The organism is Neisseria sp. P0024.S006, assembly GCF_051956595.1.
GTDB lineage: Bacteria > Pseudomonadota > Gammaproteobacteria > Burkholderiales > Neisseriaceae > Neisseria.
The window spans coordinates 574,321-600,687 of the sequence record NZ_JBQCXH010000001.1 but is presented as its reverse complement, the minus strand read 5'-3'; the positions used below and the strand labels follow the sequence as shown (position 1 = coordinate 600,687).

The following is a 26,367-nucleotide window of genomic DNA, read 5'->3' as shown; positions in this document are numbered from 1 at the left end:
TATACCATTTAAAATCAATAAATTGTAATTTTTATCTAGCAGATAAGTAGATTATATTAATTAAGGAAATAGTTGTGAAACCTGATTTTCAAATGAAAACAATTTGTTTGTTATTAGTGCTGCCTTGCCAAACTGTTTTTGCAGATACGGGACATCAAGAAGTGGAACATGTAGATATGGATACGGTCAAGGTCAGTGGCAAACGGCAGGCACAAAGGAATACCGAGCGCAGTCAGTCTTATACAATTGGAACGATGGCAACAGCGACTGGCTTGCGTATTTCAGGCAAGGATACGCCGCAGTCGGTGAGCGTAATGACGCGTCGGCAGCTAGATGATAAAGCAATATATTCTTTAGAAGAGGCAATGAAAAACACTACGGGAATCAACGTGGTTCGCGATTCGGGCCTACAAACTCGTTTTTTGTCTCGTGGTTTCTATGTTGATCAGATTGGTGAAGACGGTATTACCACGAATGTGTCTGGACGTTCGGGCTATACGGCAAAAATCGATGTTTCACCGAGCACAGACCTTGCTGTTTATGATCACATTGAGGTTGTCAGAGGTGCAACCGGTCTTACTCAATCCAATTCCGAACCGGGTGGAACCATTAATTTAATCCGTAAGCGGCCAACAGCTTTGTTTAAGCATACCGGTGAAATCAGTACTGACCATAGGGGCAGCAAGCGTTTGGCTTTGGATGTATCTGGAAGCTTGAATAATGAACATACGGTACGCGGTAGGCTGGTTGGTGTTCATGAGGACCACCGTTCTTTTAAAGAGGGTGTATGGAACAAGAAAGACATGGTTTATGGCGTGATCGATACGGATTTGAGTGATAACAGTATGTTGACATTGGGCGGCACTTATCAGAAAAATAAAGACATTCCCGATTTTGCCGGCGTGATTTTACCTTGTGAGGATCAAAAAACTGCGGCCTTCAGCTCCAGTCCTGCCTGTAACAATCCTTTGAAATTGCCACGTAAAACTTATTTGGGTGAAACCTCATGGTCACGCCTGAATGCTGATAAATACAATATTTTTTCCGGTTTCAAACATGTCTTTGACAATGGATGGCAACTCAATGCAGAAATTTCTTATACGCATAATGATTCAGATGCCAAAGTCGGACAATTTTTTCTGAAAAACGAACACGCGGCAGGTATTTCAGCATCTGAGGCAACGGGTTTCTTAACCGAGAAGGGGGAGGTTATTCCTTTTGAGCCTAAAGACAAGGCGTTGGCAAAATTAAAAGAATATCGTGATGGTGTCACTAAAACATATGAAGAGAAAAAAGCAGATTACATTGCCCATCGTTTCGATGCATCTGCTTTTGAACAATATCGCTCCCAAAGGGCGGCAGCACGTCGGGCAGGTTTTGATCAATGTATGCAGGACATTGGTTTGGATTTCCTGTGCAACGACTGGCAGGATCCGGGTGTAGAAGTAGATAAAAAAGAGTTTATTGATAAGGAGCTTGCAAAGCAAGGCATTGTTAACAATGCAGAAGGCCTGTTTCCCAACCGTCTATACGACTCAGCATACAATCTTCGCCGCACATTCAACCGCCGTTACAATTTCATGCCGTTGCACTATACCAAACACGATGTGCAATGGGGCTTTAAGCTGGATCTGACAGGTAACTACCGCCTGCTTGGACGTGAACATGATTTCTTTGTCGGCTATGCGTATAACAATGAAAAAATCCGTTCTGCTTATACGGAAATCTATCAAAACCGTTATTTTGTCCGTCCTCAAGGTTATGCAGGTGCAGGCAGTTGCGGCATTCATCCCGATGGTCCGGAGCGTAATCCTTTAGAAAAAGGTATTGTCGAGCCAGATTGGCATATTTATAACGAAAAAGGTAATAACAAAATCTATGTGCCGGAATGCAGTGGCGCGCATATTACCAAATATACTCCCCGTTTGGATGCGGAAGGCAAGCCTGTCTGGACAGTCAACGACAATGGTGAGCGCGTAATGGTGCAAGATCCTGTTTACGAATTGGATGCAAATGGAAACAAAATACAGGAGCGGGATGAAGAGGGAAATTTGAAATGGGCAAACCAATATCTGAAAATACCGCTGTGGAAAACTGTTCAGGTTGCAGATGATCATGTTCCGGCGTTATACAATTATTCGAAATACCTTAACACGAATAAAACACATTCTTTGACTGTCAGCACCCGCTTTAATGCAACCAACCGTCTGCATCTCTTGGGCGGTATGCACTATACGCGCTATGAAACCACACAAACCAAAGAAATGCCTGTACGCTACGGCCAGCCTGCTACGGCATTTCAAACTGAGAGTAGTAACAAAATCGACAAAGAACACTACACCTCAAAAATGCAAAGTCATCGGTTCACGCCATATGCAGGCATTACCTACGACCTGACACCGCAACAAAGCTTGTATGCCAGCTATACTAAGATTTTTAAACAACAGGATAACGTTGATGTAACCAGCAAATCCGTTCTTCCACCACTCATCGGGACTAACTATGAAATAGGTTGGAAAGGGTCGTTCCTGCAAGGCCGTCTGAATGCTTCGCTTGCCTTGTTTGTTTTACAGCAGAAAAACCGTACCGTTGTCGATTTTGGATTTGTTCCTGATACTAGTCGTAACGGAGGTTCATTCCAAACCATCGCTAAACCTGTGGGTAAGGTTAAGAGTAGCGGCGCAGAACTTGAATTGGCTGGCGAATTGTCGGAAAACTGGCGTATTTTTGTTGGCTACACATATAACAAAAGCAAATATAAAAATGCTGCAGAAGTCAATGCGGAGCGGTTGGAGAAAAACACGACTGCCGACCCGTATAACTTCAGTAACTTCACGCCGGTACATATGTTCCGCCTCGGTACAAGCTACCGCTTGCCTCAAACTAAGTTGACCTTGGGTGGCGGAATATCCGCGCAAAGTCGCACAAGTAGCCTTTACAATATTCGCCAAGGAGGCTACGGACTTATAGATGGCTTTGTTCAATATGACTTTTACAAACACGGCAGAATCAGCCTGATAGGAACTAACCTGGCTGACAGGACGTATTTTGAAAACAACTATAACCGTACGCGAGGTCAAAACAATTTCTATGGCGAACCGCGGACAGTCAAACTGAAATTGGATTGGCATTTCTAGAGTGAATGGATCATTATTTGGTATGTGAACATTATTGGCCAAATTCCTGATAAAGGTATGGATTGAACATCCTTCTTTTTTGAAAGCTGTTTACTAACAATGGCTGAAGTTAATTCGATAGCTGGCGTATTTTCAAATATTAATTTGTTTCAAGTATTCAGCTTTGAAGGCCGTCTGAAACATTGCGTTCAGACGGCCTTTTTGTTTTCGGATAAAATACAGCAAACTTTCAATCAGCTGCCTTTTAAGATGACGCCCGAAACCCAAAAACAGCTCAAAATCACCGATGTTTCCGCCAAGAAACTCGAAAAACTCAACCTCCATACCGCATGGGATTTGGTATTGCACCTGCCGTTGCGTTATGAGGACGAGACGCACATCATGCCGATTAAGGACGCGCCGATCGGCGTGCCGTGTCAGGTTGAGGGTGAGGTCATCCATCAGGAAGTAACGTTCAAACCGCGCAAGCAGCTGATCGTTCAAATTGCCGACGGTTCCGGAAGCGTCCTTTTTTTGCGTTTCATCCACTTTTACGCCAGTAACCAGAAACAGATGGCGGTCGGCAAACGCATCCGAGCCGTGGGCGAAATCAAACACGGGTTTCACGGCGACGAGATGATTCATCCCAAAATCCGCGATGCCGAGAGCAGCGGTTTGGCGGAAAGCCTCACGCCGATTTATCCGACCGTAAACGGTTTAAATCAACCCACTTTGCGCCGTATTATTCAGACGGCCTTGGACGTTACGCCGCTGCACGATACCTTGCCTGATGCTTTATTAGGCCGTCTGAAACTGCCGCACCTCGCTGAAAGCCTGCGCCTTTTGCACTCTCCGCCGCCGAGCTTCACCATTCATCAACTTTCAGACGGCACGCTGCCTGCATGGCAGCGGCTCAAATTTGACGAACTTTTGGCGCAACAGCTTTCCATGCGCTTGGCGCGGCAGAAGCGTGTCAGCGGTACGGCGGCGGCATTGGGTGGCGACAGCACGCTGACCCAAGCCCTGCGCCACGCCTTGCCGTTTGCCCTGACTGATGCGCAAGAAAGGGTCGTGTCCGAAATCCGCCGCGACATGGCGCAAACCCATCCTATGCACCGCCTGCTGCAAGGCGATGTCGGCAGCGGCAAAACCATTGTGGCTGCCTTGTCCGCGTTGACCGCCATTGAATCCGGTGCGCAGGTAGCTGTAATGGCACCGACCGAAATCCTTGCTGAACAGCATTTCATCAAGTTCAAACAATGGCTTGAGCCGTTGGGCCTTGAAGTCGTCTGGCTTTCCGGCAGCCAGCGTAAGAAAGCCAAAGACGAAGCCAAAGCCAAACTCGCCGACGGCACCGTCAAAATTGCCGTCGGTACACACGCTCTGTTTTCAGACGACGTCGAGTTCCAAAATCTCGGCTTGGTGATTGTGGACGAACAACACCGTTTCGGTGTCGCCCAACGCCTCGCCCTCAAAAACAAAGGACGAGACGTCCACCAACTGATGATGTCCGCCACGCCCATCCCGCGCACGCTCGCCATGAGTTTTTTCGCCGACTTGGACGTGTCCGTCATCGACGAATTGCCGCCCGGGCGCACCCCGATTAAAACCCGCCTCGTCAACAACGTCCGCCGCGCCGAAGTCGAAGGCTTCGTCCTCAACATCTGCCGCAAAGGGCAGCAGGCATACTGGGTCTGCCCGCTGATTGAAGAAAGCGAAACCCTGCAACTGCAAACCGCCACCGAAACCCTAGCCCAGCTTCAGGCGGCCTTGCCCGAACTCAATATCGGCTTGGTACACGGGCGCATGAAGGCCGCCGAAAAAGCCGAAGTCATGGCGGAATTTGCTGCAGGCCGTCTGAACGTATTGGTCGCCACCACCGTCATCGAAGTCGGCGTAGATGTGCCCAACGCCGCCCTGATGGTAATCGAACACGCTGAGCGCATGGGCTTGGCGCAGCTGCACCAATTACGCGGACGGGTAGGGCGCGGCGCGGCAGAAAGCGTGTGCGTCCTCCTGTTTGCCGAACCCTTGAGCGAACTCGCCAAAGCGCGGCTGAAAGTCATCTACGAACACACCGACAGCTTCGAAATCGCCCGCCAAGACCTCAACATCCGCGGCCCCGGCGAATTTCTCGGCGCGCGCCAAAGCGGCGTCCCCATGCTGCGCTTCGCCAACCTCGAAGAAGACCTGCACCTCTTGGAACAAGCGCTCGAAATTGCGCCCATGTTAATCGAACAAAACCCTGAAATCGTCGAAGCGCATCTGGCAAGGTGGCTTTCCAGCAGGGAAGGTTATTTGGGCGTATAAAATTTGCATGAAAAGAAAAAGGCCGTCTGAAAACAGACGGCCTTTGGTTTGGCTGGATAGAGGTTTAGAAACCTTGCGCCAACATGGCATCGGCTACTTTGACGAAACCGGCAATGTTCGCACCATTGACGTAGTTTACTTTGTCGCCGACTTTGCCGTATTTCAGGCAGGATTCGTGGATGTTGTGCATGATGTCGAACAGGCGTTGGTCGACTTCTTCACGGGTCCAAGACAGGCGGATGGCGTTTTGGCTCATTTCTAAACCTGAAGTTGCCACGCCGCCGGCGTTGGAGGCTTTGCCTGGAGCGTAGAGGATGCCGGCTTTGATAAATTGTTCGACCGCGCCTAAAGTTGACGGCATGTTCGCACCTTCGGCAACCACATAGCAACCGTTTGCCAGCAGGATTTTGGCAGCGTCTGCGTCCAATTCGTTTTGGGTGGCGCAAGGCAGGGCGACTTCGGCCGCGATGTTCCACGGTTTTTGGTTTTCAAAGTATTGCAGGCCTTGTTCTTTGGCGTAAGTGGCCACGCGTTCGCGGCGTACTTCTTTCAGCTCGATCAAAGCGGCCAGTTGCGCTTCGGTCATACCGCTGTCAGGGAAGAGGACAAAGCCGTTGGAGTCGGAAACGGTCAATACTTTTGCACCCAGTTGGATGGCTTTTTCGGCAGCGTATTGCGCCACGTTGCCGGAGCCGGAAATCAACACGCGTTTGCCTTCAATACTGTCGTTGCGGGTTTCCAGCATGGCTTGGGCAAAATACACGCAGCCGTAGCCGGTGGCTTCAGGGCGAATCAGGCTGCCGCCCCATTCGAGGCCTTTGCCGGTCAGGACGGAAGCAAATTCGTTGCGGATTTTTTTGTATTGTCCGAACAGATAGCCGATTTCGCGGCCGCCTACGCCGATGTCGCCGGCAGGAACGTCAGTATCGGCACCGATGTGGCGGTAGAGTTCAGTCATAAAGGCTTGGCAGAAGCGCATTACTTCGGCATCGGATTTGCCTTTAGGGTCGAAGTCGGAACCGCCTTTGCCGCCGCCCATAGGCAGGGTGGTCAGCGCGTTTTTGAAGACTTGTTCAAAGGCGAGGAATTTCAACACGCCCAAATCGACGGTCGGGTGGAAACGCAAACCGCCTTTGTAAGGGCCGATGGCAGAGCTCATTTGAATACGGTAGCCGCGGTTGACTTGAACTTGGCCTTTGTCGTCCATCCAAGTGACGCGGAACATAATCACGCGTTCCGGTTCAACAATACGCTCAAGCAGGCTTTGTTGGGTATATTTCGGGTTTTTCGCCAAAAACGGATCCAAACTCATGAATACTTCTTCAACGGCTTGGTGGAAGGGTTCTTGGTTGGGGTTGCGTTGTTTAAGATTGGTAAACAGGGTGTTCAGGTCAGTCATTTTTCAACTCCTATCGAGTGAGATGTTTCAATATTTATGTTTTGAAATATAACTGTAAAAAATTTACTTGCCAAGAAAAATTTTAACCAGATTGTTGACATTATTTTTTTACCAATTTGTAAAATTAGAATTATATTTTTATTCTTATTGAAAATTATGGATTATATTTCATATATTAAAAATAATAAGACATAAAGTTCTAAGTAATTAAACTAGAAAATTTCAAAATTTTTTTGTAAAATTTCATTTGGCTCAAATTTTCGTGTAAATAAATGCTAAATTGTCAACATTATTAACGGATATACGCTAAGCCTAGAGGAAGGGTTGGCCCATTGCAGACAGAGAGGCAGGCCGTCTGAAAATTCGGTACAATACGCATCAAATTCCCACAGCACATACATTAAGGAAACCCATGAAAGCCTATCACGACCTTATGCGCCATGTCCTCGACAATGGTATCGACAAATCCGACCGTACCGGTACCGGCACGCGTTCCGTGTTCGGTTATCAAATGCGTTTTGATTTGAGTGAAGGCTTTCCGCTGTTGACCACCAAAAAATTGCATCTTCGCTCGATTATTCATGAGCTGCTGTGGTTTCTCAAAGGCGATACCAACATCAAATACCTGAAAGACAACAACGTTTCCATTTGGGACGAATGGGCGGACGAAAACGGCGATTTGGGCCCGGTTTACGGCTACCAATGGCGCAGCTGGCCCGCACCCGACGGCCGCCATATCGACCAAATTGCCAATGTGGTGGAACAAATCAAGAAAAATCCCGACTCGCGCCGCCTGATTGTGTCCGCATGGAATCCTGCTTTGGTTGACGAAATGGCCTTACCGCCTTGCCACGCGCTGTTTCAATTTTACGTTGCCAACGGCAAACTGTCCTGCCAGCTTTACCAACGCAGCGCCGATATCTTCCTTGGCGTACCGTTCAACATCGCCAGCTACGCATTGTTGACCATGATGATGGCGCAAGTGTGCGGACTGGAAGCCGGTGAGTTTATCCATACGTTTGGCGATGCCCATTTATACAGCAACCATATCGAGCAGGCCCAGCTGCAATTAAGCCGCGATTTCCGAAGCCTGCCGACCATGAAAATCAACCCTGAAGTCAAAGACTTGTTTGCCTTCAAATTTGAAGACTTCGAGTTGGAAGGCTATGATCCGCATCCGCACATCAAAGCCGTCGTGTCGGTGTAATCCAAGCTAAAAAACAAAAGGCCGTCTGAAAGTTCAGACGGCCTTTTTATTTGATTTGAATCGTCAGATTTTCTCTCAACGGATTAGCGTATTTCCGTTAAAATACGCCTTCTCTTCCGATTCGAAACATTGCCATGCGCCTGACCCACATCAAACTCTCCGGCTTCAAATCTTTTACCGACCCGACCACGATTCATGTGCCGGGGCAGCTTGTTGCGGTTATCGGGCCGAATGGCTGCGGCAAGTCGAATGTGATTGACGCGGTGCGCTGGGTGTTGGGTGAGGCTTCGGCGAAGCAGCTTCGCGGCGAGAGTATGCAGGACGTGATTTTTAACGGTGCGGCAACGCGCCGTCCTGCGCCGAGGGCTTCGGTGGAGCTGGTGTTTGACAACAGCGACCACAGTTTGCAGGGCGCGTGGGGGCAGTATGCCGAGGTGAGCATCAAGCGGCAGCTGACGCGTCAGGGCGAATCGACTTATTTCATCAACAATCAGACCGTACGCCGCCGCGACATTACCGATTTGTTTTTGGGTACGGGCGTGGGCGCGCGCGGTTATGCCGTTATCGAGCAGGGGATGATTTCGCGCATCATCGAAGCGCGGCCGGAGGAGTTGCGCGCCTATATCGAGGAAGCGGCGGGAGTGTCTAAATATAAGGAACGCCGCAAGGAGACGGAAGGCCGTCTGAAAGACACGCGCGAGCATTTGCAGCGTTTGGGCGATTTGCAGAACGAGTTGGCGCGTCAGGTGGAAAAGCTGGAAAAACAGGCGGAAACCGCCGAACGCTACAAATCCCTGACCGCGCAGTTGAACCAGCAACAGGATTTGCTCGATTACGCCCAATGGCAGCAATCGCTTGCCGCCGCCGACAAGGCAACCGCGCAGTATCAGTCTTTGCAGGCGCAGCAGGACGAAACCGCCGCGCAGGTTCAGGTGTTAAACGACGAAGTACACGCCTTGCAGACCGCCGAACAGTCGCAGCAGCAGGCAGTGCATGAATTGAGCAACAAACGCGGCGTGTTGCGCGAGCAGATTGCCCGTTTGGAAGAACAAATCCGCCATCAGCAAAACCTGCACCAACGCATCGAACGCGACAAGCAGGCGGCGCAGGCGCAGTTGCAGCGCATCCATCAGGAGCAGCAGCAAATCCGCGTGCAGCTTGAAGAAAACGAGTTGCAGGCCGAAGAAAAGCAAACCGAATTGGCAGAATGGGCGATGCAGGTTGCCGAACACGAAGAGCGTCTGCCCGAATTGGAAGAAGCCCAAGCCACGCTCAACGCCGCCTTCCAAACCCAGCAGGACGAGGCAAACCGCATCCGCCGCGAACTGGCGTTGAAGCAGCAGCAGCTTGCCCATGCCGAACAAACCGTTGCCAAGCACGAAGAGCGCAAAGGTCGTCTGAAACAGGAAAACCAAGCCCTGAACCTGCCCGACGAAGCCGAAACCGCCGCCGCGCAGGAAGCCGCCGCCTTGTTGCAAAGCCAGCAAGAGCATTACGAAGAACAAATCATTGCCGCGGAAGAAGCCTTACACGCCGCCCGCGAGGCGTTTCAGATGGCCTCAAACCGCTTCCAAAGCCTGAAGCAGCAACACATCACCTTGCAGGCGCAACAGCAGGCGTTGTCGCAAATCCTGTCGCAACAGCAGGAAGCCGCCGACTTCTGGCAGGCAACCGACCACGCCGCCGCGCCGCAACTGTGGCAACACATCACCGCGCCCGCAGAGTGGCAGCACGCCTTGTCCGTCATCCTTGCCGAACGCCTGCACGCCCGCGCCGTGCCTTCTGGCTTCATTCCGCCCGAACCTTTGCCCCAAGGGCAGGCGGCATGGCTTTCAGACGACCTCTCTGGCGGCATCAAAAAATCCCTACCCGTACAGGCACTGTTGAACCAAATCCAAGCGCAGCCGCCTTTTCAGACGACATTGCACCACTGGCTCGACGGCGTATTGTGCGCGCCCGATTTGAGCTACGCCCTCGCGCATCAAAACGATTTGGGTGCACACCAAATCTGGCTCACGCCCGAAGGCCATCAGGTCGACAAAGTCAGCGTCCTGCTCTATGCCAAACCCGCGCAGGAGAGCCTGATTGCCCAAAAAGCGCGCCTTGACGGCATCGCTTCCGAACTGGAAAACCTCGCCCCCGAACTCTCCGCCGCCGAAGCCGCGTTCAAACAGACGGAAGCCGCCGTGCGCTCGTCCGAAGTGCAACATAAAAACCTGATGCAGCAGCAACAGCAGCACACGCGCCAATACAGTCAGGCGCAACAACGCGCCGCCGAACTCTTGGCGCGCACCAACCAAGGGCAAATCCGCCGCGAACACATCGAGCGCGAACTGGCGCAGTTGGCGGAAGAACAGACCGTGTTGCAACACACGTCCGACGGGCTTTCAGACGACATCGCTACTTTGCAGGAAGCTGCCGCCGAACTCGAACACCAACAGCAAACCACCGCGCACAGCCGCCAAGAGCAGCAAGGCCGTCTGAAACAGGCGCAGCTTGCCCTGTTGGAAGCCAACCGCCAATACGGGCTGGCGGAAGTTGCCGTCCACAAACTCAACCAGCAAAAACAAAACTACCAGCAGCAAATCGCCCGGCTCGAACAGCAAACCTTGGACTGGCAGGAACGCCAGCAAGAGCTTGCCCTCGCCTATGAAACCGAGTTCCAAAACGACGAGCAGCACATCAAGCTCGACGAGCTGACCGAAGCCGTGCACACGCTGGACGAAGAATACATCGCCGCGCAGGAAAAACTCGCGCAGATTCAGGAGCAGGGCAGGGAGCAATACGCCCGCGTACAAACCCTGCAAACCAAGCTACCGCAGCTTCAGGCCGCCACCCAAACCGCCCTGTTGCAGCAGCAGGAAGCCCTGATTAACGCCAAACGCTACCATCAAAACCTGACCGAACGCGCCGCTGATTTGGACGCGCTCGAAGCCTTGGCGAAAGAATCGCCGAAAGTATTGAACAGCAGCATCGGCAGCCTCACCCAGCAAATCGAAGCCCTCGGCGCCGTCAACCTCGCCGCCCTGCAAGAACTCGAAGAAGCGCGCGAACGCGACGGCTACTACCGCAGCCAAAGCGAAGACGTGCAGGCCGCCATCACCCTTTTGGAAGAAGCCATCGCCCAAATCGACGACAAAACCAAAGCGCGTTTCAAAGAAACCTTCGACGCCGTCAACGGCAAAGTCCAAACCTTCTTCCCGACTCTGTTCGGCGGCGGCGAAGCCACCCTCAAAATGATAGGCGACGACCTCCTGACCGCCGGCGTGTCCATCATGGCGCGCCCGCCCGGCAAGAAAAACAGCACCATCCACCTCCTCTCCGGCGGCGAAAAAGCTCTCACCGCCATGAGCCTCGTGTTCGCCCTGTTCAGCCTTAACCCCGCCCCTTTCTGCCTTCTGGACGAAGTCGACGCCCCGCTGGACGACGCCAACACCTCGCGTTTCTGCAACCTGGTCAAAGAAATGTCGGCGCAAACCCAGTTCCTCTACATCTCCCACAACCGTCTGACCATGGAAATGGCAGAGCAGCTGGTCGGCGTAACCATGCAGGAAAAAGGCGTATCACGCGTCGTTGCCGTAGACATCAAACAGGCGTTGGAAATGGCCGAACCGAATTGAGGTAAGAATAAAGGCCGTCTGAAAGAATGAGGAAGAAATCTATAATTTCATCTTCCCATTTTTTCAGACGGCCTTTTTGTATTGGATAAAGCGTTATTGTTTCGACGCATCATCTTGGGTGCGTTGAGGTTGCTTTGTGCGTTGGTTGCTGCGGTTGACGGCATCGCGCCATGCTTTGCGTTCGGCTTCGATTTTGGCGGCTACTTCGTGAACCATGGTTTCTTGTTTTTTGACGGTAGGTTCTTTTGGTGTGTTGTCGGAAAAGTGGAGGCCATACCACAAGGCGGCGAAAATGCTGCAGACGAAGATAACGGCGATCAGGCCGACGATGGCCTGTTTGCCGGCGAGGGGTTTTTCGGGGGGAGGAACGAGGACATCGAAGCAGTCGGCGCAATCGAGGGCGAAGCAGACGTTTTCAGCTTCTTTGCGGCCGCGCCGGCCTTCTGTGATGTTGAAGGAGATGTGTTGCCCTTCGGCCGGTAGGCGGGTAAGGGTGGTGAAGGCGGCAAGGGCAAGAAAGATTTCTTGGCCTGTGTCTTCTATGGTTGCGGCGCCGAAGCCGCGCTTGCTGTTCCAGCGAGTAATCGTTCCGTAATAGCGCATAATGTATGTGGGGATATTATTATAGGTAACAGTTTTTCCTTGGACTGATTCTAAATCAAAAAGTTTAGTTATTGTCTTAATTTTACACTAGATTTGTCTTGTTGGAAGAAGGCGGGCCATCTGAAGGATTTCAGACGGCCTGCATGGTTTATGCCTATTTATTAAGCACTTTTTGGAAGGTGTCGATCAGGTGTTGCGCAATGGCACGGCTGCCGAATTGTTGCAGGCAATCTTGGCGCAAACGGACGGGATCGTAGTGTGCATGGTTTTCGTATAGGGTGAGCAATGCTTTGGTCAGTTCCGGTATGTTTTCGATTGGCACCAGCAGGCCGTTGTCGGAAGTGACGATGGATTCGGGGCCGCCGCAGCGTGTGGCGATAACGGGCAAACCTTGCGACAGTGCTTCGATATAGACGACGCCGAAGGTTTCGGTACGGCTGGCGAGGACGAATGCGTTGCTGTGGCGCATGAGGTCTAGGGTTTGGTCGGTGGTCAATGCGCCGGTAAAGGTAACGGCGTGGTTGATGCCCAAGTCGCTTGCCAGTTGTTTTAGACGGCCTTCTTCTGCGCCGCTGCCGCCGATTTTGAGTTTGAGTTGCGGATAGGTTTTGAGTGCTTCGGCAAAAGCAGGCAGGAGCAGGTCGTGGCCTTTGAGGTGGCGCAGGTGGGAGACGCTGCAGAAGGTGAAGTCTTGATGGTTTTTTTCGGGGAACTCGAAATCCTGTTCAAAATTTCCGCCCAGCATATTGGGCAGATATTGCCAGTCTGTACCAGCGTAGGTTTTTTCGAGAATGCGGCAGAAATCACGGCTGACGGCGAACCGGGCCGCGCTGTGGCGCACGGCTTCGTGCATGGATGGCCATTGGTTTTTGCGGACAAGGCCGCGTGAAATGGCGCTGCTGTGTTCGGTAATGACGTAGGGAATGCCGTATTTTTTGAAGATGGCGCAGGCCAAAATGGCGGCGTAGTTGACGCAATGGGCGTGAATTACGTCTGGTTTGCCGTTGTCGGCGATATAGGCTTCAAAAGCTTTCATGCCTGCGTTGACCCAGCGGATACGGTCGATGTCGACAACCGGGCAGCGCGGGAAGAAATACATGCTGTCGTAGGCGTAAGTGTTGAGTCCGCCTTGCTGATGGCGGCGCAGGCCGTAGAAGCGCGAGAAGATGGTTTTCGGCTGGCTTCTCAAGTAGCGGAACATGGGAACGACCATGCCGATTTTCATGCCTTCGCGTTGCAGGGCTTGGGCTTGGAGGCGGAAAAAGATTCCGTCCACGTCGGTTTCGGAAGAGGGGTACCAAGAGGGGATGACGACAATATGCATGATGTGTTTTTTATGGAAGTAGATAACGGCGAGGCCGTCTGAAAAGAAAAGATATCTTTCAGACGGCCTTTTGTATATTTAGTTCAATCAGTTGCCGGCAACCGTCATTTTGGAAACCAAGACGGAGCCGATTTGGTTGGACGAACGGCGTAATGCGTCGTCTGCCACGCCGATGATGTCGCGGTACATATCCTGCAAACGTCCGGCAATGGTGATTTCCTGAACCGGATAGGCAATGACGCCGTTTTCCACCCAAAATCCGGCCGCGCCGCGCGAGTAGTCGCCGGTAATGGTGTTGACGCCTTGTCCCATCAATTCGGTAACCAGCAAACCTGCCCCCATTTCTTTCAACAGGTCGGCCTGCGTGGCATGGGTGTGGTTCAGATACAGATTGTGTGCGCCGCCGGCGTTGCCCGTTGTCTGCATACCGAGTTTTTTCGCGCTGTAACTGCTGAGGAAATAGCCTTCGATTATGCCGTTTTTCACCACAAAACGCGGCTGAGTGGCGACGCCTTCGGCATCGAAATAAGTGCTGCGGAACGAGCGCAGGATATGCGGTTCTTCACGAAGGCTGAGGAACTCGGGCAGTACCTGTTTGCCGATGCTGTCAATCAGGAAGCTGCTTTGGCGGTAGAGCGCGCCGCCGCTGAGTGCGCCGATAAGGTGGCCGATTAAGCCGACGGCGACAGTGGTGTCGAACAGTACGGGATAGCTGCCGGTCGGAACGCTGCGGCTGTTCAGACGGCGTAAAGTCCGTTCGGCTGCGGTTTTACCGATGAGTTCGGGCGCGTCCATGTCTTCGTGACGGCAGGAAGAATCGTACCAATAGTCGCGTTGCATGCCGTGTTCGTCGCTGGCGACCACGCTGCAAGAAATGCTGTGGTGCGTGCTTTGCTGATGTGCGGCAAAGCCGTAGGTGTTGCCGTAAACGTATTGGTAATGGCCGGTATGAACCGATGCGCCTTCGGAATTTTCAATGCGTTTGTCCGTTGACAGCGCGGCCTGTTCGCATTGCTTGGCCAAATCGATGGCGGACTCGGTACTCAAATCCCATTCGTGGTAGCGGTCGAGGTCGCCGATATGGGTTGCCATCAAGGCAGCATCGGCAAGGCCGGCGCAATCGTCTTCGGCGGTATAGCGCGCAATATCGATGGCGGCTTTGACCGTATCTTGCAGGGCGAGTTCGGAGAAGTCGGCAGTGCTGGCGCGGCCTTTGCGTTGACCGACATAGACCGTAATGTCTAAAGATTTGTCTTGTTGGAACTCGATTTGTTCGATTTCGCCCAGGCGCACGCTGACGCTTTGGCCGAGCGACTCGCTGAAATCGGCTTCGGCCGAGGTAGCGCCGGATTGTTTGGCCAAATCCAGCGTGTGTCCGCACAAGCGCAACAGCTCGTCCGGTGTGTGGTTAAACAGCATAAAAAGGTTTCCTGACAGGGTTTTGCGGCATTTTAACCGTTTCAGACGGCCACTGCAAAAATCGCACGGAAAGGCCGTCTGAAAACTGATAAAATAGGCAGATTCAGAAAATCAGGTAAACACAATGTTTGAACAAGAAGACGAATGGGTCAGCAAAACCCAAATGAAAAAGCAGATGAACGATTTGCAGGCTTTGGGTATGGAATTGACCAAGCTCTCCAGCGATACGTTGAAAAAAATCGGCTTGGACGAAGACCTGTTCGAGGCCATTGCCACCTATAAAAAAATCACGTCCAACAGCGCGCTCAAACGCCAAGCCCAATTTATCGGCCGCCTGATGCGCGATACCGACCCCGCACCCATCGAAGCCTATTTGGCCAAACTGCGCGGTGACAATGCGGCACACAATGCCTTTTTGCAACGCGTCGAGCAGGCGCGTACCCGACTGTTGGCAGACGATGGCGCGATTACCCAATTTATGGCCGATTTTCCGCAGGCCGACGCCGGTAAATTGCGCACTTTAATCCGCAACACCAAAAAAGAGCAGGAACAAAACAAACCGCCGAAAAACTTCCGCGCGCTGTTCCAAGAAATTAAAGCAGTGATGGAGGCCGGTCAATCCAATGCTTCAGAAGAAGGGCAGGATTGGGAGGAATAAACCTTAAGGCCGTCTGAAAACGGATTGCAGTTTTCAGACGGCCTGTATCGTAATACCGAAGGAGGATGACCATGAAATTTTGCCGCTTTGTACCCGCTTTGTTAATCAGTGCACTAACCCTGAATGGTTGTACTGCCTTTCTTTGGGGAGGGAACAACCCGTTCCATAAAACCACAACCGAAAAAACCGTTGCCAAAGACAAGATTCACGCATTTGGCGTGGTTGCCAAAGACAATACGCAATTGGAAACAGGCAGCTTGGTCATGATGGGCAAAAAATATTGGTTTGTCGTTAATCCTAAAGATTCGGCCAAGTTGAAGGCGGTCTTGGATGTTAAATTGGACAAACAGTTTCAAATGGTTCAGCAAAACCCAAGATATGCGTATGAGGCTTTGCCGGTCGAATTGAAATCCCCTGAAGCGCAAACTTTCCGTTCAAAATTCTGCCTGCGTTACGATACTCAAAAAGCTGCCGAGATTGCCAAGTTGAAACAGCTGGCGTTCAAGCCGGTCGAACTCGATGACGAAACTGTCTACACACGGTGTATTTCTACCGAAGGTCATTATTATGCGACGCCGAAAAATGTTGCCGAAGACCGCCGTTTTGACACTGCTGTCCCGGTCAGAATTTATTATACGGAAACCAAAAAAAGCACAGACGTTCAGAAGTTGACGGAGAATATCCTGCAAACACCATTTACATTGGCTTTGGACGCAGTCGGCGCAGTGATAGCAGTCCCCTATGTCGTAGTCAGTGAAATTATCGATGCTTCACGCAAATAATATCCAAGGCCGTCTGAAAACGGATTGCAGGTTTCAGACGGCCTGGCCCTTAAAATAAACGCTTCAAAAAGATTAATTTTTTCTCTTTAAACCCACACACCATGTCCGTCAAAATCCAAACACGTTCCATTAATCCGACTGTTTTTAACGACTTGCTCACTGCCGGTACCGATCCTTTGATTGCGCGGCTGTGTGCTGCACGTGATGTGCAAAGTCCGGCTGAGTTGGACGACAAGCTTGCTGCGCTTTTGCCGTATCAAACGCTGACAAACTGCGAAGCCGCCGCCGGCCGTTTGGCAGATGCGGTCGAGCGTCAGGAAAAAATCCTGATTGTCGCCGATTACGATGCCGACGGTGCAACGGCGTGTGCCGTCGGTATGAGCGGTTTGGCGGCGATGGGGGTGAAAGTGGATTTTCTTGTGCCCAATCGCTTTGAACACGGCTACGGCTTAACGCCCGAGCTGGCCGAAATCGCGGCAGAACAAGGCGTGGATTTATTGGTAACGGTGGATAATGGTATCGCCAGCATTGCAGGCGTGGCGCGGGCGCAGGAATTGGGTTTGGATGTGATTGTGACCGACCACCATCTGCCTGCCGAGACCGTGCCCGACTGCATCATCGTCAATCCGAACCAAAAAGGTTGCGGTTTCCAAAGCAAAAGCTTGGCGGGCGTGGGCGTGATTTTCTATGTATTAATGGCTTTGCGTGCCGAACTGCGCCGCCGCAATTATTTTTCAGACGGCCTGAAAGAGCCGAATCTGGGCGACCTCTTGGATTTAGTCGCACTCGGTACCGTCGCCGACGTCGTCCCCCTCGACCACAACAACCGCATCCTTGTGTCGCAAGGTTTGAAACGGATGCGTTCGGGCAAAATGCGCCCCGGCATCCGTGCCTTGTTTGAAGTGGCGCGACGGGATTGGCGCAAGGCGCAGCCGTTTGATATGGGCTTTGCGTTGGGACCGCGCATTAACGCCGCCGGACGGTTGGACGATATGTCGGTCGGCATTGCCTGTCTGTTGGCGCGAGATGATGCCGAAGCGCAGGAACTGGCGGCCCAGTTAAATAATCTCAATATCGAACGCCGCGAAATCGAGCAGTCTATGCTGCAAGACGCGCTGAATGATTTTCCTGAAACCTTGCCTCCAGGGCAGACGACTTTGGTGGCGTATCGCGACGACTTCCATCAAGGCGTGGTCGGCATTGTTGCTAGCCGTCTCAAAGACCGTTTTTATCGCCCGACCATCGTGTTTGCGCCTGCCGACAACGGCGAAGTGCGCGGTTCGGGACGCTCCATTCCCAATTTGCACCTGCGCGATGCTTTGGATTTGGTGTCCAAACGCCACCCCGATTTGATTTTGAAATTCGGCGGACACGCAATGGCGGCGGGTTTGAGCATACTTGAACACAATATTCCCGCATTTCAGACGGCCTTTGAAGAAGCCGTGCGCGAGATGGTGTGCGAAGACGATTTGTCGCAAACTTTCATCACCGACGGCAGCCTGCCAGCCCGCGATATTACGCTGGAACAGGCGCAGAACCTTGCCCGCCACGTTTGGGGACAAGGCTTCGCGCCGCCGAGCTTTACCGACGAGTTTCACGTTATCCGCCAGCAGCCTTTAGGCGCGGAAGGCAAACACAAAAAAGTCTGGCTGCAAAAAGACGGCTACGAATTTGAAGCCATGTTTTGGCGTTGCAGCGAAGACATTCCCGAATACATCCGCACAGTGTACCGCCCCGTTGCCAACGAATGGCGGAATAATCTCGAATTACAGCTTTATATCGACTACTGGGAAGCCGCGTAAGTAAAGGCCGCCTGAAGATGAAGAAACAAAAAACTTGGCTCGGATTTTCATTGGCGCTGCTTGCCACCATGACTTGGGGCTCGCTGCCGGTCATCGCCCAACAGGCCTTAAAAGCCGTCGATGCGCCCACGCTGGTATGGATACGCTTTTTAGTGGCTTCGCTGGTGTTGTTTGCGTTGTTGGGGCTGACCGGCAAGCTGCCGAGGCCGTCTGAATTTTCCAAGCAAACCTTATTTTTATTGGTGTTGGGCATTATCGGCATTTCCGCCAACTTTGTGCTTGTTGCCATGGGTTTGCACTATATTTCGCCGACAACCACGCAGGTGTTATGGCAGCTCTCGCCCTTTACCATGATTTTGGTCGGCGTTGGCGTGTTTAAAGAAGCCTTTACGCACTGGCAAAAAATCGGCTTGATGCTTTTGCTGACGGGTTTGGTCATGTTTTTCAACGACAAATTCGGCGAACTTTTCAGCTTGGGCAGCTACGCGGTCGGGGTAATCATGGCGGCTTCGGGTAGCATGATTTGGGTGTGCTACGGCGTGGCGCAAAAACTTCTGTCCAAACATTTCAATTCGCAACAAATCCTGCTCATGATTTATTTTTGCAGCAGCTTTGTTTTCCTGCCGTTTGCCGAACCGCCGCAAATCGCCCATATCGGCAATCCGTTTTTATGGGGATGCTTTATTTATTGTTGCTTGAACACGCTGATCGGTTATGGTTCATTCGGCGAAGCGCTCAACCATTGGGACGCTTCAAAAGTCAGTATTGTTACCACGCTGATACCCGTATTTACCATGATATTTTCCACCATCGGTCATTACCTTGCCCCTGATTATTTTGCCGCTTCGGATATGAATATCGTCAGCTATGTGGGTGCCATGGTGGTTGTGGCCGGGGCATTGCTGGCTGTGGCCGGAGAGAAAGTGATGGGGCTTTTTTTGAGAAAGATATGAAGCATTTATTGCGAAACAGAATAAAGCAAGGCCGTCTGAAACAGGTTTCAGACGGCCTCATGTGAAACGATCAGCCGAAAGACCGTCCTCCCAATTCCCTTTCCGCAGGATTCTGCTGCACAGAAATTTCCCTCGCTGCCGTTTGTTGCTGTTCCTGTTCCATTCTTTCCTGCACTTTGGCATTGAAAGCATCAACAACTTCACGGTTTTCCGCCAAAACTTGTTTGGCGAAAGAGCCGTCCTTATCGTTGAGCAAGCCTTGAACCAAGGCATGGAATTTATCTGTTTGGGTTCGCGGTTTTTCGCGGGTCGGAGCGGTAACGTCCTCGATGTGTTTGTCTCTGCGACGGGCATCGGCGGGATTTTTGACACCGTAAGCCGTATTCATACGGAAGTTTTTTAAATCTTCCATATCCAGTTTGCCTTCGACTTTGACCTGTCGTCCTCCCGGCAGCCTTACTCCGTTATCTTCTTTACTCTGGCTGAGGAATTCCACCAAAGCTTCGTTTACTTTTTTGCCATATTGGTTGCGTATATCGGCGATAAAAACTTGTGCCTGCATACTGGATTGCAGGAATTTCTTGTTTTCAGGATTTTGAATGTTTGAGATAATTTCATTTACTTTATCGGTTTTTTTGTTCAGAACTTTAACATAATCCCGATTGATTAATGAGATACCGGTTTCGGAAGCCAAAGCCTGATTCAATTTCGGTTTCAAATTTTGATACACCTGTTTGTCTTCGGCAGACATTTTATTGAACGGCTTGTATAGATGAATTTGCATCTGCTTTATTTCATTATCGGAAATAAAACGGTTGCCTTTTGAGTCTATTGCCTCTCGCGCAATCCGTTCCAATAATTGCTGTCCTTTGTCATTGCCGCCTATGTCGTATTGGATGGGGCCGAAACTCGGACCGCTGGCAGCCTTCTCCGCATTCGATATTTTGTACGCGCCGTGCCCGCCCGACAATTCGTTTACCATCATGGTTTGATGAATATAGTATTTCAAACCGTCTTCCGGTTTCAGATGGTCTCCGCCTGTAAAACGACTCATAATCAGTCTCCTAAAAAATTAAAAACGTTCCAATGCTTTTAAATGGTGTTGTGTTTGTTGAACGTCACACAGATAGAGGATTTTGTCTGAAGGAGTTTTCAAGTCGGTTGTGATTGTCGGGTCGGAACAAAGCTCCTCCTTATAAGCCTTCCATTTTGAACGGACGTTTATAAAATATTGTTTGGACAGCCCATGTAGCTTTGAATCTTTGGTAGCGGCACGTCGAAATAAATCTTTGTACTTCATGTCCAGTTTGTTTTCAAGTTTCAGCAGAGTAATTTCTAAACAATCTTCATCCATTTGGTCAACAGGTTCGGGACAAAGATTCTTTTCTTGTTTCGGTTTAACGGCATTTGCAGCTTTATCAGACGACCCTGCCGCACCGACACAGGCAGCGGATGCCATCACGGCCAGCAGTGGCAGAATGTAACGGATTTTGTGTTTCGACATATCAGTCTCCTAAAAAAATCAAAAACGTTCCAATGACTTCAAATGATGTTGTATTTGTTCAATATAACATATATAAAAAACTCTGTCCGCCGGTAATTTTAAATCAGTCGTTACCGTCGGATCATCACAGAGTTCGTTCCGATAAGCCTCCCATTTTGAGCGGACGCTTGCAAAATACTGTTTGGATAAACCGTGCAGTTTTTTGTCTTTGGTGGCAGCCCGCCTGAATAAATCTTTATATTTTGTGTTCAATTTTCCTTCGAACTCCCTTGATGTAAGCCTCAAACAATCTTCATCCATTTGGTCAACAGGTTCGGGGCAAAGATTCTTTTCCTGTTTTGGTTTAACGGCATTTGCAGCTTTATCAGACGACCCTGCCGCACCGACACAGGCAGCGGATACCATCACGGCCAGCAGCGGCAGAATGTAACGGTTGTTGGATTTCAATATATCAGCCTCCTAACTATCTATCAGCTTTATAAAGAATTTTCAAAGCGTTCCAACGCTTTCAAATGGTTTAAATTCTGCTCGAATCTGCAAATACGGATGTAGCGTCCTGCAAGAGGACGAACTTTCGTCGTAACGGATGGGTCTGAACACAGCATTTCCGTATAACTTTCCCAATTCTTACGGATAGTCAAGAAATATTCTTTGGATACTCCATTCAATTTTGGGTCTTTTGAATCGATGCGGTGCAGCAGATTTTCGTATTTCTTATTCAATTGCTTTTCCAACCTCATACTGAAAATATCCACACATTCATAGCCTTGTCCGTCTATGTCTTTCATCATGCTCTGAGGGCATATGTCCTTATTGTCCTGTTTTTGCCTTGTTACCTTTGGAACAGCCTTTTCAGACGGCCCTGCCGCACCGACACAGGCGGCGGATGTCATTATTACCAGAAACGGCAGAATGCAACGGATTTTGTGTTTCGGCATATCAGTCTCCTAAAAAAATCAAAAACGTTCCAATGACTTTAAATGATGTTGTATTTGCTCAATGTAACACATATAAAAAACTCTGTCCGCCGGTGATTTTAAATCAGTCGTTACCGGTCGGATCATCACAGAGTTCGTCCCGATAAGCCTCCCATTTTGAGTGGATGCTTGTGAAATACTGTTTGGATAAACCGTGCAGTTTTTTGTCTTTGGTGGTAGCCCGCCTAAATAAATCTTTATATTTTGTGTTCAATTTGCCTTCAAACTCCCTTAATGTAAGCCTCAAACAATCTTCATCCATTTGGTCAACAGGTTCGGGACAAAGATTCTTTTCCTGTTTCGGTTTAACGGCATTTGCAGCTTTTTCAGACGACCCTGCCGCACCGACACAGGCGGCGGATGTCATTAATTGCCAACAACGGCAGAATGTAACGGATTTTGTGTTTCGACATAATTTATCTCCTAAAAAAGTTATTGTGTAATTGATAAGGCCGTCTGAAACAGGTTTCAGACGGCCTTTTATGTCCTAAATCAGATTAATGTGAATTGCCGAATCAATAGAAGCCTTCGCGTTCTTCACGGGTGCTGATGTAGATGTTTTTCACTTGGGTGTAGGCGGCGAGCATCATTTTGTGGGTTTCGCGGCCGATACCTGAAGTTTTGTAGCCGCCAAACGGCGCGCCGGCAGGCAGGCGGTTGTAGCAGTTCACCCAAACACGGCCGGTTTCCAATGCGTTGGAAACGCGCAGGCAGCGGTTGATGTCGGTACTCCACACTGCGCCGCCCAAGCCGTATTCGCTGTCGTTGGCCATTTTGATGACTTCTTCTTCGGTTTTGAATTTAATCACGGTGGCAACCGGGCCGAAGATTTCTTCTTGGGCAACGCGGGCTTCGTTGCTGTTGGCTTCAATCAAAGTAGGCTCGACAAATTCGCCTTTGCCCAATTCGCCTTCGATTTTTTTACCGCCGGTAATGATGCGGCAGCCTTCCTGTTCGCCGATTTTGACGTATTTCAAAATGGTCTCGAGTTGACCGGCATTGACTTGCGAACCCATTTGGGTGTCGTCTTCCCAAGGCAGGCCGACTTTGATTTTTTTGAATTCTTCAGCCAAAGCATTGACGAATTTATCGTAAATACCTTCCTGAACGAAGATACGAGAACCGGCGCAGCAAACTTGGCCTTGGTTGAACAAGATACCTTTTTGCGCGCCTTCGAGCGCTTTGTCGAAAGGCATATCGTCGAAGAAGATATTGGCAGATTTGCCGCCCAATTCCAAAGTGGACGGAATCAGCAATTCGGCGGCGGCGATGCCGACGCGGCGGCCGACTTCGGTTGAGCCAGTAAAGGCCAGTTTGTTGAAGCCTTTGTGGTGCAGCATGTATTCGCCGGATTTGGAACCGCGGCCGGTAATCACGTTCAACACGCCTTTAGGCAGCAAGTGGTTGATTTTTTGAGCGAAGGACAACAGGCTCAATGAAGTGCTGGAAGAAGGGTGGATGACGATGGTACAACCTGCGGCCAATGCCGGAGCGATTTTCCATGCGGCCATCAAGAATGGGAAGTTCCAAGGAATGATTTGGCCGACAACGCCGATCGGTTCGCGCAAAACGATGGACAGGTCTTCGGCATCAAGCTGGGTTGCCGTGCCTTCTTCGCCGCGGATGACGCTGGCGAAATAGCGGAAATGGTCGGAAGCCAAAGGTACGTCGGCGGCGCGGGTTTCGCGGATGGGTTTGCCGTTGTCCAAGGTTTCTTGCAGGGCGAACAATTCGGCGTTTTCGTCAATCACATCGGCGATTTTGTTCAAAATGGCCGCGCGTTCGGCAGTCGTGGTTTTACGCCATGTTTTGAACGCTTCTTGCGCAGCGGCCACGGCAGCATCGACATCGGCGTCGGTTGCGTCTGTGAACTTGGCCAATTCATCGCCATTGGCAGGGTTGTAAGAGGATAAAAGTTTGCCTTCGCTACCTTTCGTCCATTCGCCGTTGATTAAAAGGCCATATTCTTTATCAAACACATTTAAATCTTTTGCCATAATGCTGTCTCCTTAATGAATGGGAAGGCGTGTTTCTGCGCCATAAAAACAGCTTATGCTTTTTTCTTTTTAGGTTCAAGTACTAAAAATGAGAATGTTCTCAAAATTTACGTTTGCAATGTTGTTTCATGTAGCAGGCCGTCTGAAAAATAAAGGATTTGATTGAAATGAAAGTGCATTTGTTAATATATTTAAAGATTCAGACGGCCTGAATAAGATTTGTTATGGTATAACATCATAACTTGTTGTTTTGAAAAAGATTATGGGTTGACGGCTTCGAACATGGGGAGTATTCTCATTTATGGCTAAACAGTTTTTTCGACACTCTAGGAGACGCTCCATGAAAATGCATGCTGTGGTAGTAAACAAAGATGTAGCAGGTGATGTAGAAGTTGTTGAACGCGAACTGCGTCCGCTGGAATACGGCGAGGCGTTGGTGGAAGTCGAGTATTGCGGCGTGTGCCACACCGACTTGCACGTTGCGGCAGGCGATTACGGCGACAAACCGGGTCGCGTGTTGGGACACGAAGGCATTGGTTTGGTTAAAGAAGTTGCCGACGGTGTGAAAAATCTGAAAGTTGGCGACCGTGTCAGCATTGCATGGCTGTTCCAAAGCTGCGGTTCTTGCGAATACTGTAATACCGGCCGCGAAACCTTGTGCCGCTCTGTATTGAACGCAGGCTATACTGCCGACGGCGGTATGGCGACCCATTGTATCGTGAGCGCAGATTACGCAGTCAAAGTCCCTGAAGGCTTGGACCCTGCGCAAGCTTCGAGCATCACTTGTGCCGGCGTAACTACTTATAAAGCGATTAAAGTTTCCGGCGTTCGTCCGGGCCAATGGATTGCGATTTACGGCGCAGGCGGTTTGGGCAACTTGGCAGTTCAATACGCAAAAAAAGTATTTGGCGCGCACGTTGTTGCCGTTGATGTCAACGATGAAAAACTGGCTTTTGCCAAAGAAACCGGTGCGGATTTGGTAATCAATGCCGCCAAAGAAGATGCGGCTCAAGTCATCCAAGAGAAAACCGGCGGCGCACACGCAGCCGTTGTCACAGCCGTATCCGCTGCTGCCTTCAATTCAGGCGTTAACTGCGTTCGCGCAGGCGGCCGTGTTGTTGCAGTTGGCTTGCCGCCTGAGTCTATGGATTTGTCTATCCCACGTTTGGTATTGGACGGCATCGAAGTGGTCGGCTCTTTGGTCGGTACCCGCAAAGATTTGGAAGAAGCATTCCAATTCGGCGCAGAAGGCTTGGTTGTGCCTAAAGTCGAATTGCGTGCTTTGGATGAAGCGCCTGCCATCTTCCAAGAAATGCGCGAAGGTAAAATTACCGGCCGTATGGTGATTGATATGAACAAAGAGTGCAGCTGCATTCATCACTAATCAAATGATTTTGTGACAAAAAGGCCGTCTGAGACTTTTCAGACGGCCTTTTTTATTGGATTGGATAACTTAAAGTGCAAAACCGCTTTCAAATACGCGTATTTTTCCGCTGACAGGATCGGTGAACTCTATTCTTTTGGCCAGAAGTTTTAAAGGTTTGTCGTAGTCTTCCTCTCCGGCCGCCAATGGGGTAGGGTAAAGCGCATCGTTCATCAGCGGCATGTTCAAACTCATCATATGCACGCGCAGCTGGTGTTTCTTCCCGGTATGCGGAGTGAGGCGGTAGAGGCTGAATGCGCCGCGGTTTTCGATAAGTTCGATGGTCGTGTGGGCGTTGGGTTCGCCTTCCGTTTCCCGCGTGAGAAAGAATTTTTCGCCGCGTTCCATTCGTGACGAAATATGCAGCGGATAGTCCAAATCCGTCCGCGTCGGCGCCACCGCTTCATAGGTTTTTCGGACGGTTTTTTCTTGGAACATGGTCTGATAATCGCGACGCGTGGCAGGATTGAGCGAAAGCAGCATAACGCCTGCCGTATCTTTGTCCAAGCGATGAATCGGCGTAATGTCTTCAACGTTCAAATGCTGCAATTCAGGCCGCAAACGCAGGCGCGTGAGCAGGGTTTCTCGCAAAAACCTGCCGCTGGGGATGACGGGCAGAAAATGCGGTTTGTCCACTACAAGCAAATGCTCATCAATATGCAAAATCTTTTCTTCAAACGGAATACGCGGCTCGCTCTCACGGCTGGTTTCACGGTAATAAAACATCGTCTTGCCGGGTTCGAACAAAGTATTTTCATCAAACGGCACGCCATCCGCGCCCACCACAAAACCGCTGTTTAGCCGCCGCTGCCAGTTTTCTTTGCCGACAAAGGGAAAATGAGCGCATAAAAAATGCAGCAGCGACAAGCCGTAAAACTGCTTTTCATGCGGCAAAACCAAGTAGCTGGGTTTGACACCGTCTAAAAGGGGGAGGGGATTGGTACGTTTTTTCATGCGGCGGATTGTACTCGGTTTTTAGGATTTTTTCAGACGGCCTTTATGATTGCTATTGACGCGATATTGCACTTTTTATCATCATTTTCGTTGTAGGTGGAAATCTATCTTTTATAACGGACAACCTGTTGTAGAGTAGGAAAACTGTCTTTTCTCAGGAAGAATAGGAACGAGATCTTTTCCGGATTTGATATTGCAAACAGATTAACTATTCAAGTCAAAGGTTGTTTGAAATTTTGAGGATGGTTTTCAAACGACTTCAGGAGGAATAAATCAAGCATGAAAGGGGCGAGTATATTATCATAGCGGTTGTTTACAC

Annotated in this window: 20 protein-coding genes; 9 read left to right on the top strand and 11 right to left on the bottom strand. The window is 50.3% G+C overall.

Features of this window, described 5'->3' with window-relative positions; translation table 11 throughout:
• Window positions 1-92 precede the first annotated feature (92 nt).
• Both ACTHUF_RS02890 and recG read left to right on the top strand, forming a co-directional pair.
• Window positions 93-3,137 carry a TonB-dependent siderophore receptor gene (locus ACTHUF_RS02890; RefSeq protein ID WP_440407117.1) on the top strand — a complete coding sequence of 1,015 codons (3,045 nt, stop codon included), beginning with the start codon at window positions 93-95 and terminating at the stop codon, window positions 3,135-3,137.
• Window positions 3,138-3,386: 249 nt separating this feature from the next.
• On the top strand, window positions 3,387-5,426 hold the full coding sequence (recG, locus tag ACTHUF_RS02885) for an ATP-dependent DNA helicase RecG (protein WP_440406988.1): 2,040 nt from the start codon (window positions 3,387-3,389) through the stop codon (window positions 5,424-5,426).
• A gap of 64 nt (window positions 5,427-5,490) precedes the next feature.
• Here recG and gdhA read toward each other — a convergent pair whose 3' ends face one another.
• Window positions 5,491-6,825 carry an NADP-specific glutamate dehydrogenase gene (gene gdhA / locus ACTHUF_RS02880; protein WP_003745850.1) on the bottom strand — a complete coding sequence of 445 codons (1,335 nt, stop codon included), beginning with the start codon at window positions 6,823-6,825 and terminating at the stop codon, window positions 5,491-5,493.
• 412 nt (window positions 6,826-7,237) lie between these two features.
• Between gdhA and ACTHUF_RS02875 the strand changes: the two genes are divergently transcribed.
• Window positions 7,238-8,032, top strand: a complete 795-nt coding sequence (locus ACTHUF_RS02875; RefSeq protein WP_315093878.1) for a thymidylate synthase — start codon at window positions 7,238-7,240, stop codon at window positions 8,030-8,032.
• A gap of 134 nt (window positions 8,033-8,166) precedes the next feature.
• On the top strand, window positions 8,167-11,652 hold the full coding sequence (gene smc, locus ACTHUF_RS02870; RefSeq protein ID WP_440406986.1) for a chromosome segregation protein SMC: 3,486 nt from the start codon (window positions 8,167-8,169) through the stop codon (window positions 11,650-11,652).
• A gap of 93 nt (window positions 11,653-11,745) precedes the next feature.
• Here the strand turns inward: smc and ACTHUF_RS02865 are convergent, their stop codons facing one another.
• The 3 genes from ACTHUF_RS02865 to pmbA all read right to left on the bottom strand — a co-directional run bounded on the left by ACTHUF_RS02865 (window position 11,746) and on the right by pmbA (window position 14,998).
• Window positions 11,746-12,255 (bottom strand): cold-shock protein, encoded by a 510-nt coding sequence (locus ACTHUF_RS02865; RefSeq protein ID WP_440406984.1) that lies wholly within the window; start codon window positions 12,253-12,255, stop codon window positions 11,746-11,748.
• 154 nt (window positions 12,256-12,409) lie between these two features.
• A complete protein-coding gene (locus ACTHUF_RS02860) occupies window positions 12,410-13,579 on the bottom strand; it encodes a glycosyltransferase (RefSeq protein WP_440406982.1) in 1,170 nt (389 codons plus the stop codon).
• An 87-nt stretch (window positions 13,580-13,666) separates the two neighbouring features.
• The gene (pmbA, locus tag ACTHUF_RS02855; RefSeq protein WP_315093884.1) at window positions 13,667-14,998 is read right to left on the bottom strand and encodes a metalloprotease PmbA; all 1,332 of its coding nucleotides are present in this window, start codon (window positions 14,996-14,998) and stop codon (window positions 13,667-13,669) included.
• A 124-nt stretch (window positions 14,999-15,122) separates the two neighbouring features.
• On the opposite strand from pmbA, the gene yjgA reads away from it, so the two are divergent.
• The 4 genes from yjgA (at window position 15,123) to ACTHUF_RS02835 (ending at window position 19,193) form a co-directional block, all read left to right on the top strand.
• Complete coding sequence (gene yjgA / locus ACTHUF_RS02850; protein ID WP_315093886.1) at window positions 15,123-15,656, top strand: ribosome biogenesis factor YjgA; 534 nt, start codon at window positions 15,123-15,125, stop codon at window positions 15,654-15,656.
• 71 nt (window positions 15,657-15,727) lie between these two features.
• Window positions 15,728-16,438: a hypothetical protein gene (locus tag ACTHUF_RS02845; protein WP_315093888.1), complete on the top strand. Its 711-nt coding sequence runs from the start codon at window positions 15,728-15,730 to the stop codon at window positions 16,436-16,438.
• A gap of 101 nt (window positions 16,439-16,539) precedes the next feature.
• The gene (gene recJ / locus ACTHUF_RS02840; RefSeq protein WP_315093890.1) at window positions 16,540-18,240 is read left to right on the top strand and encodes a single-stranded-DNA-specific exonuclease RecJ; all 1,701 of its coding nucleotides are present in this window, start codon (window positions 16,540-16,542) and stop codon (window positions 18,238-18,240) included.
• 17 nt (window positions 18,241-18,257) lie between these two features.
• Window positions 18,258-19,193, top strand: a complete 936-nt coding sequence (locus ACTHUF_RS02835; protein ID WP_315093893.1) for a DMT family transporter — start codon at window positions 18,258-18,260, stop codon at window positions 19,191-19,193.
• 70 nt (window positions 19,194-19,263) lie between these two features.
• On the opposite strand, the gene ACTHUF_RS02830 is transcribed toward ACTHUF_RS02835, so the two are convergent.
• The 6 genes from ACTHUF_RS02830 to ACTHUF_RS02805 all read right to left on the bottom strand — a co-directional run bounded on the left by ACTHUF_RS02830 (window position 19,264) and on the right by ACTHUF_RS02805 (window position 23,671).
• Complete coding sequence (locus ACTHUF_RS02830) at window positions 19,264-20,247, bottom strand: hypothetical protein (RefSeq protein ID WP_315093894.1); 984 nt, start codon at window positions 20,245-20,247, stop codon at window positions 19,264-19,266.
• Window positions 20,248-20,265: 18 nt separating this feature from the next.
• Window positions 20,266-20,697: a hypothetical protein gene (locus ACTHUF_RS02825; RefSeq protein WP_315093895.1), complete on the bottom strand. Its 432-nt coding sequence runs from the start codon at window positions 20,695-20,697 to the stop codon at window positions 20,266-20,268.
• Window positions 20,698-20,715: 18 nt separating this feature from the next.
• On the bottom strand, window positions 20,716-21,144 hold the full coding sequence (locus ACTHUF_RS02820) for a hypothetical protein (protein WP_440406979.1): 429 nt from the start codon (window positions 21,142-21,144) through the stop codon (window positions 20,716-20,718).
• A 29-nt stretch (window positions 21,145-21,173) separates the two neighbouring features.
• A complete protein-coding gene (locus tag ACTHUF_RS02815) occupies window positions 21,174-21,635 on the bottom strand; it encodes a hypothetical protein (RefSeq protein WP_315093898.1) in 462 nt (153 codons plus the stop codon).
• Window positions 21,636-21,738: 103 nt separating this feature from the next.
• A complete protein-coding gene (locus tag ACTHUF_RS02810) occupies window positions 21,739-22,041 on the bottom strand; it encodes a hypothetical protein (RefSeq protein WP_315093901.1) in 303 nt (100 codons plus the stop codon).
• A gap of 148 nt (window positions 22,042-22,189) precedes the next feature.
• Window positions 22,190-23,671, bottom strand: coding sequence for an aldehyde dehydrogenase family protein (locus ACTHUF_RS02805; RefSeq protein ID WP_188213636.1), 1,482 nt, complete (start codon window positions 23,669-23,671; stop codon window positions 22,190-22,192).
• Window positions 23,672-24,011: 340 nt separating this feature from the next.
• Between ACTHUF_RS02805 and adhP the strand changes: the two genes are divergently transcribed.
• On the top strand, window positions 24,012-25,055 hold the full coding sequence (gene adhP, locus ACTHUF_RS02800) for an alcohol dehydrogenase AdhP (RefSeq protein ID WP_079453675.1): 1,044 nt from the start codon (window positions 24,012-24,014) through the stop codon (window positions 25,053-25,055).
• 69 nt (window positions 25,056-25,124) lie between these two features.
• Here the strand turns inward: adhP and ACTHUF_RS02795 are convergent, their stop codons facing one another.
• On the bottom strand, window positions 25,125-26,048 hold the full coding sequence (locus tag ACTHUF_RS02795) for an RluA family pseudouridine synthase (RefSeq protein WP_440406976.1): 924 nt from the start codon (window positions 26,046-26,048) through the stop codon (window positions 25,125-25,127).
• Window positions 26,049-26,367 lie beyond the last annotated feature (319 nt).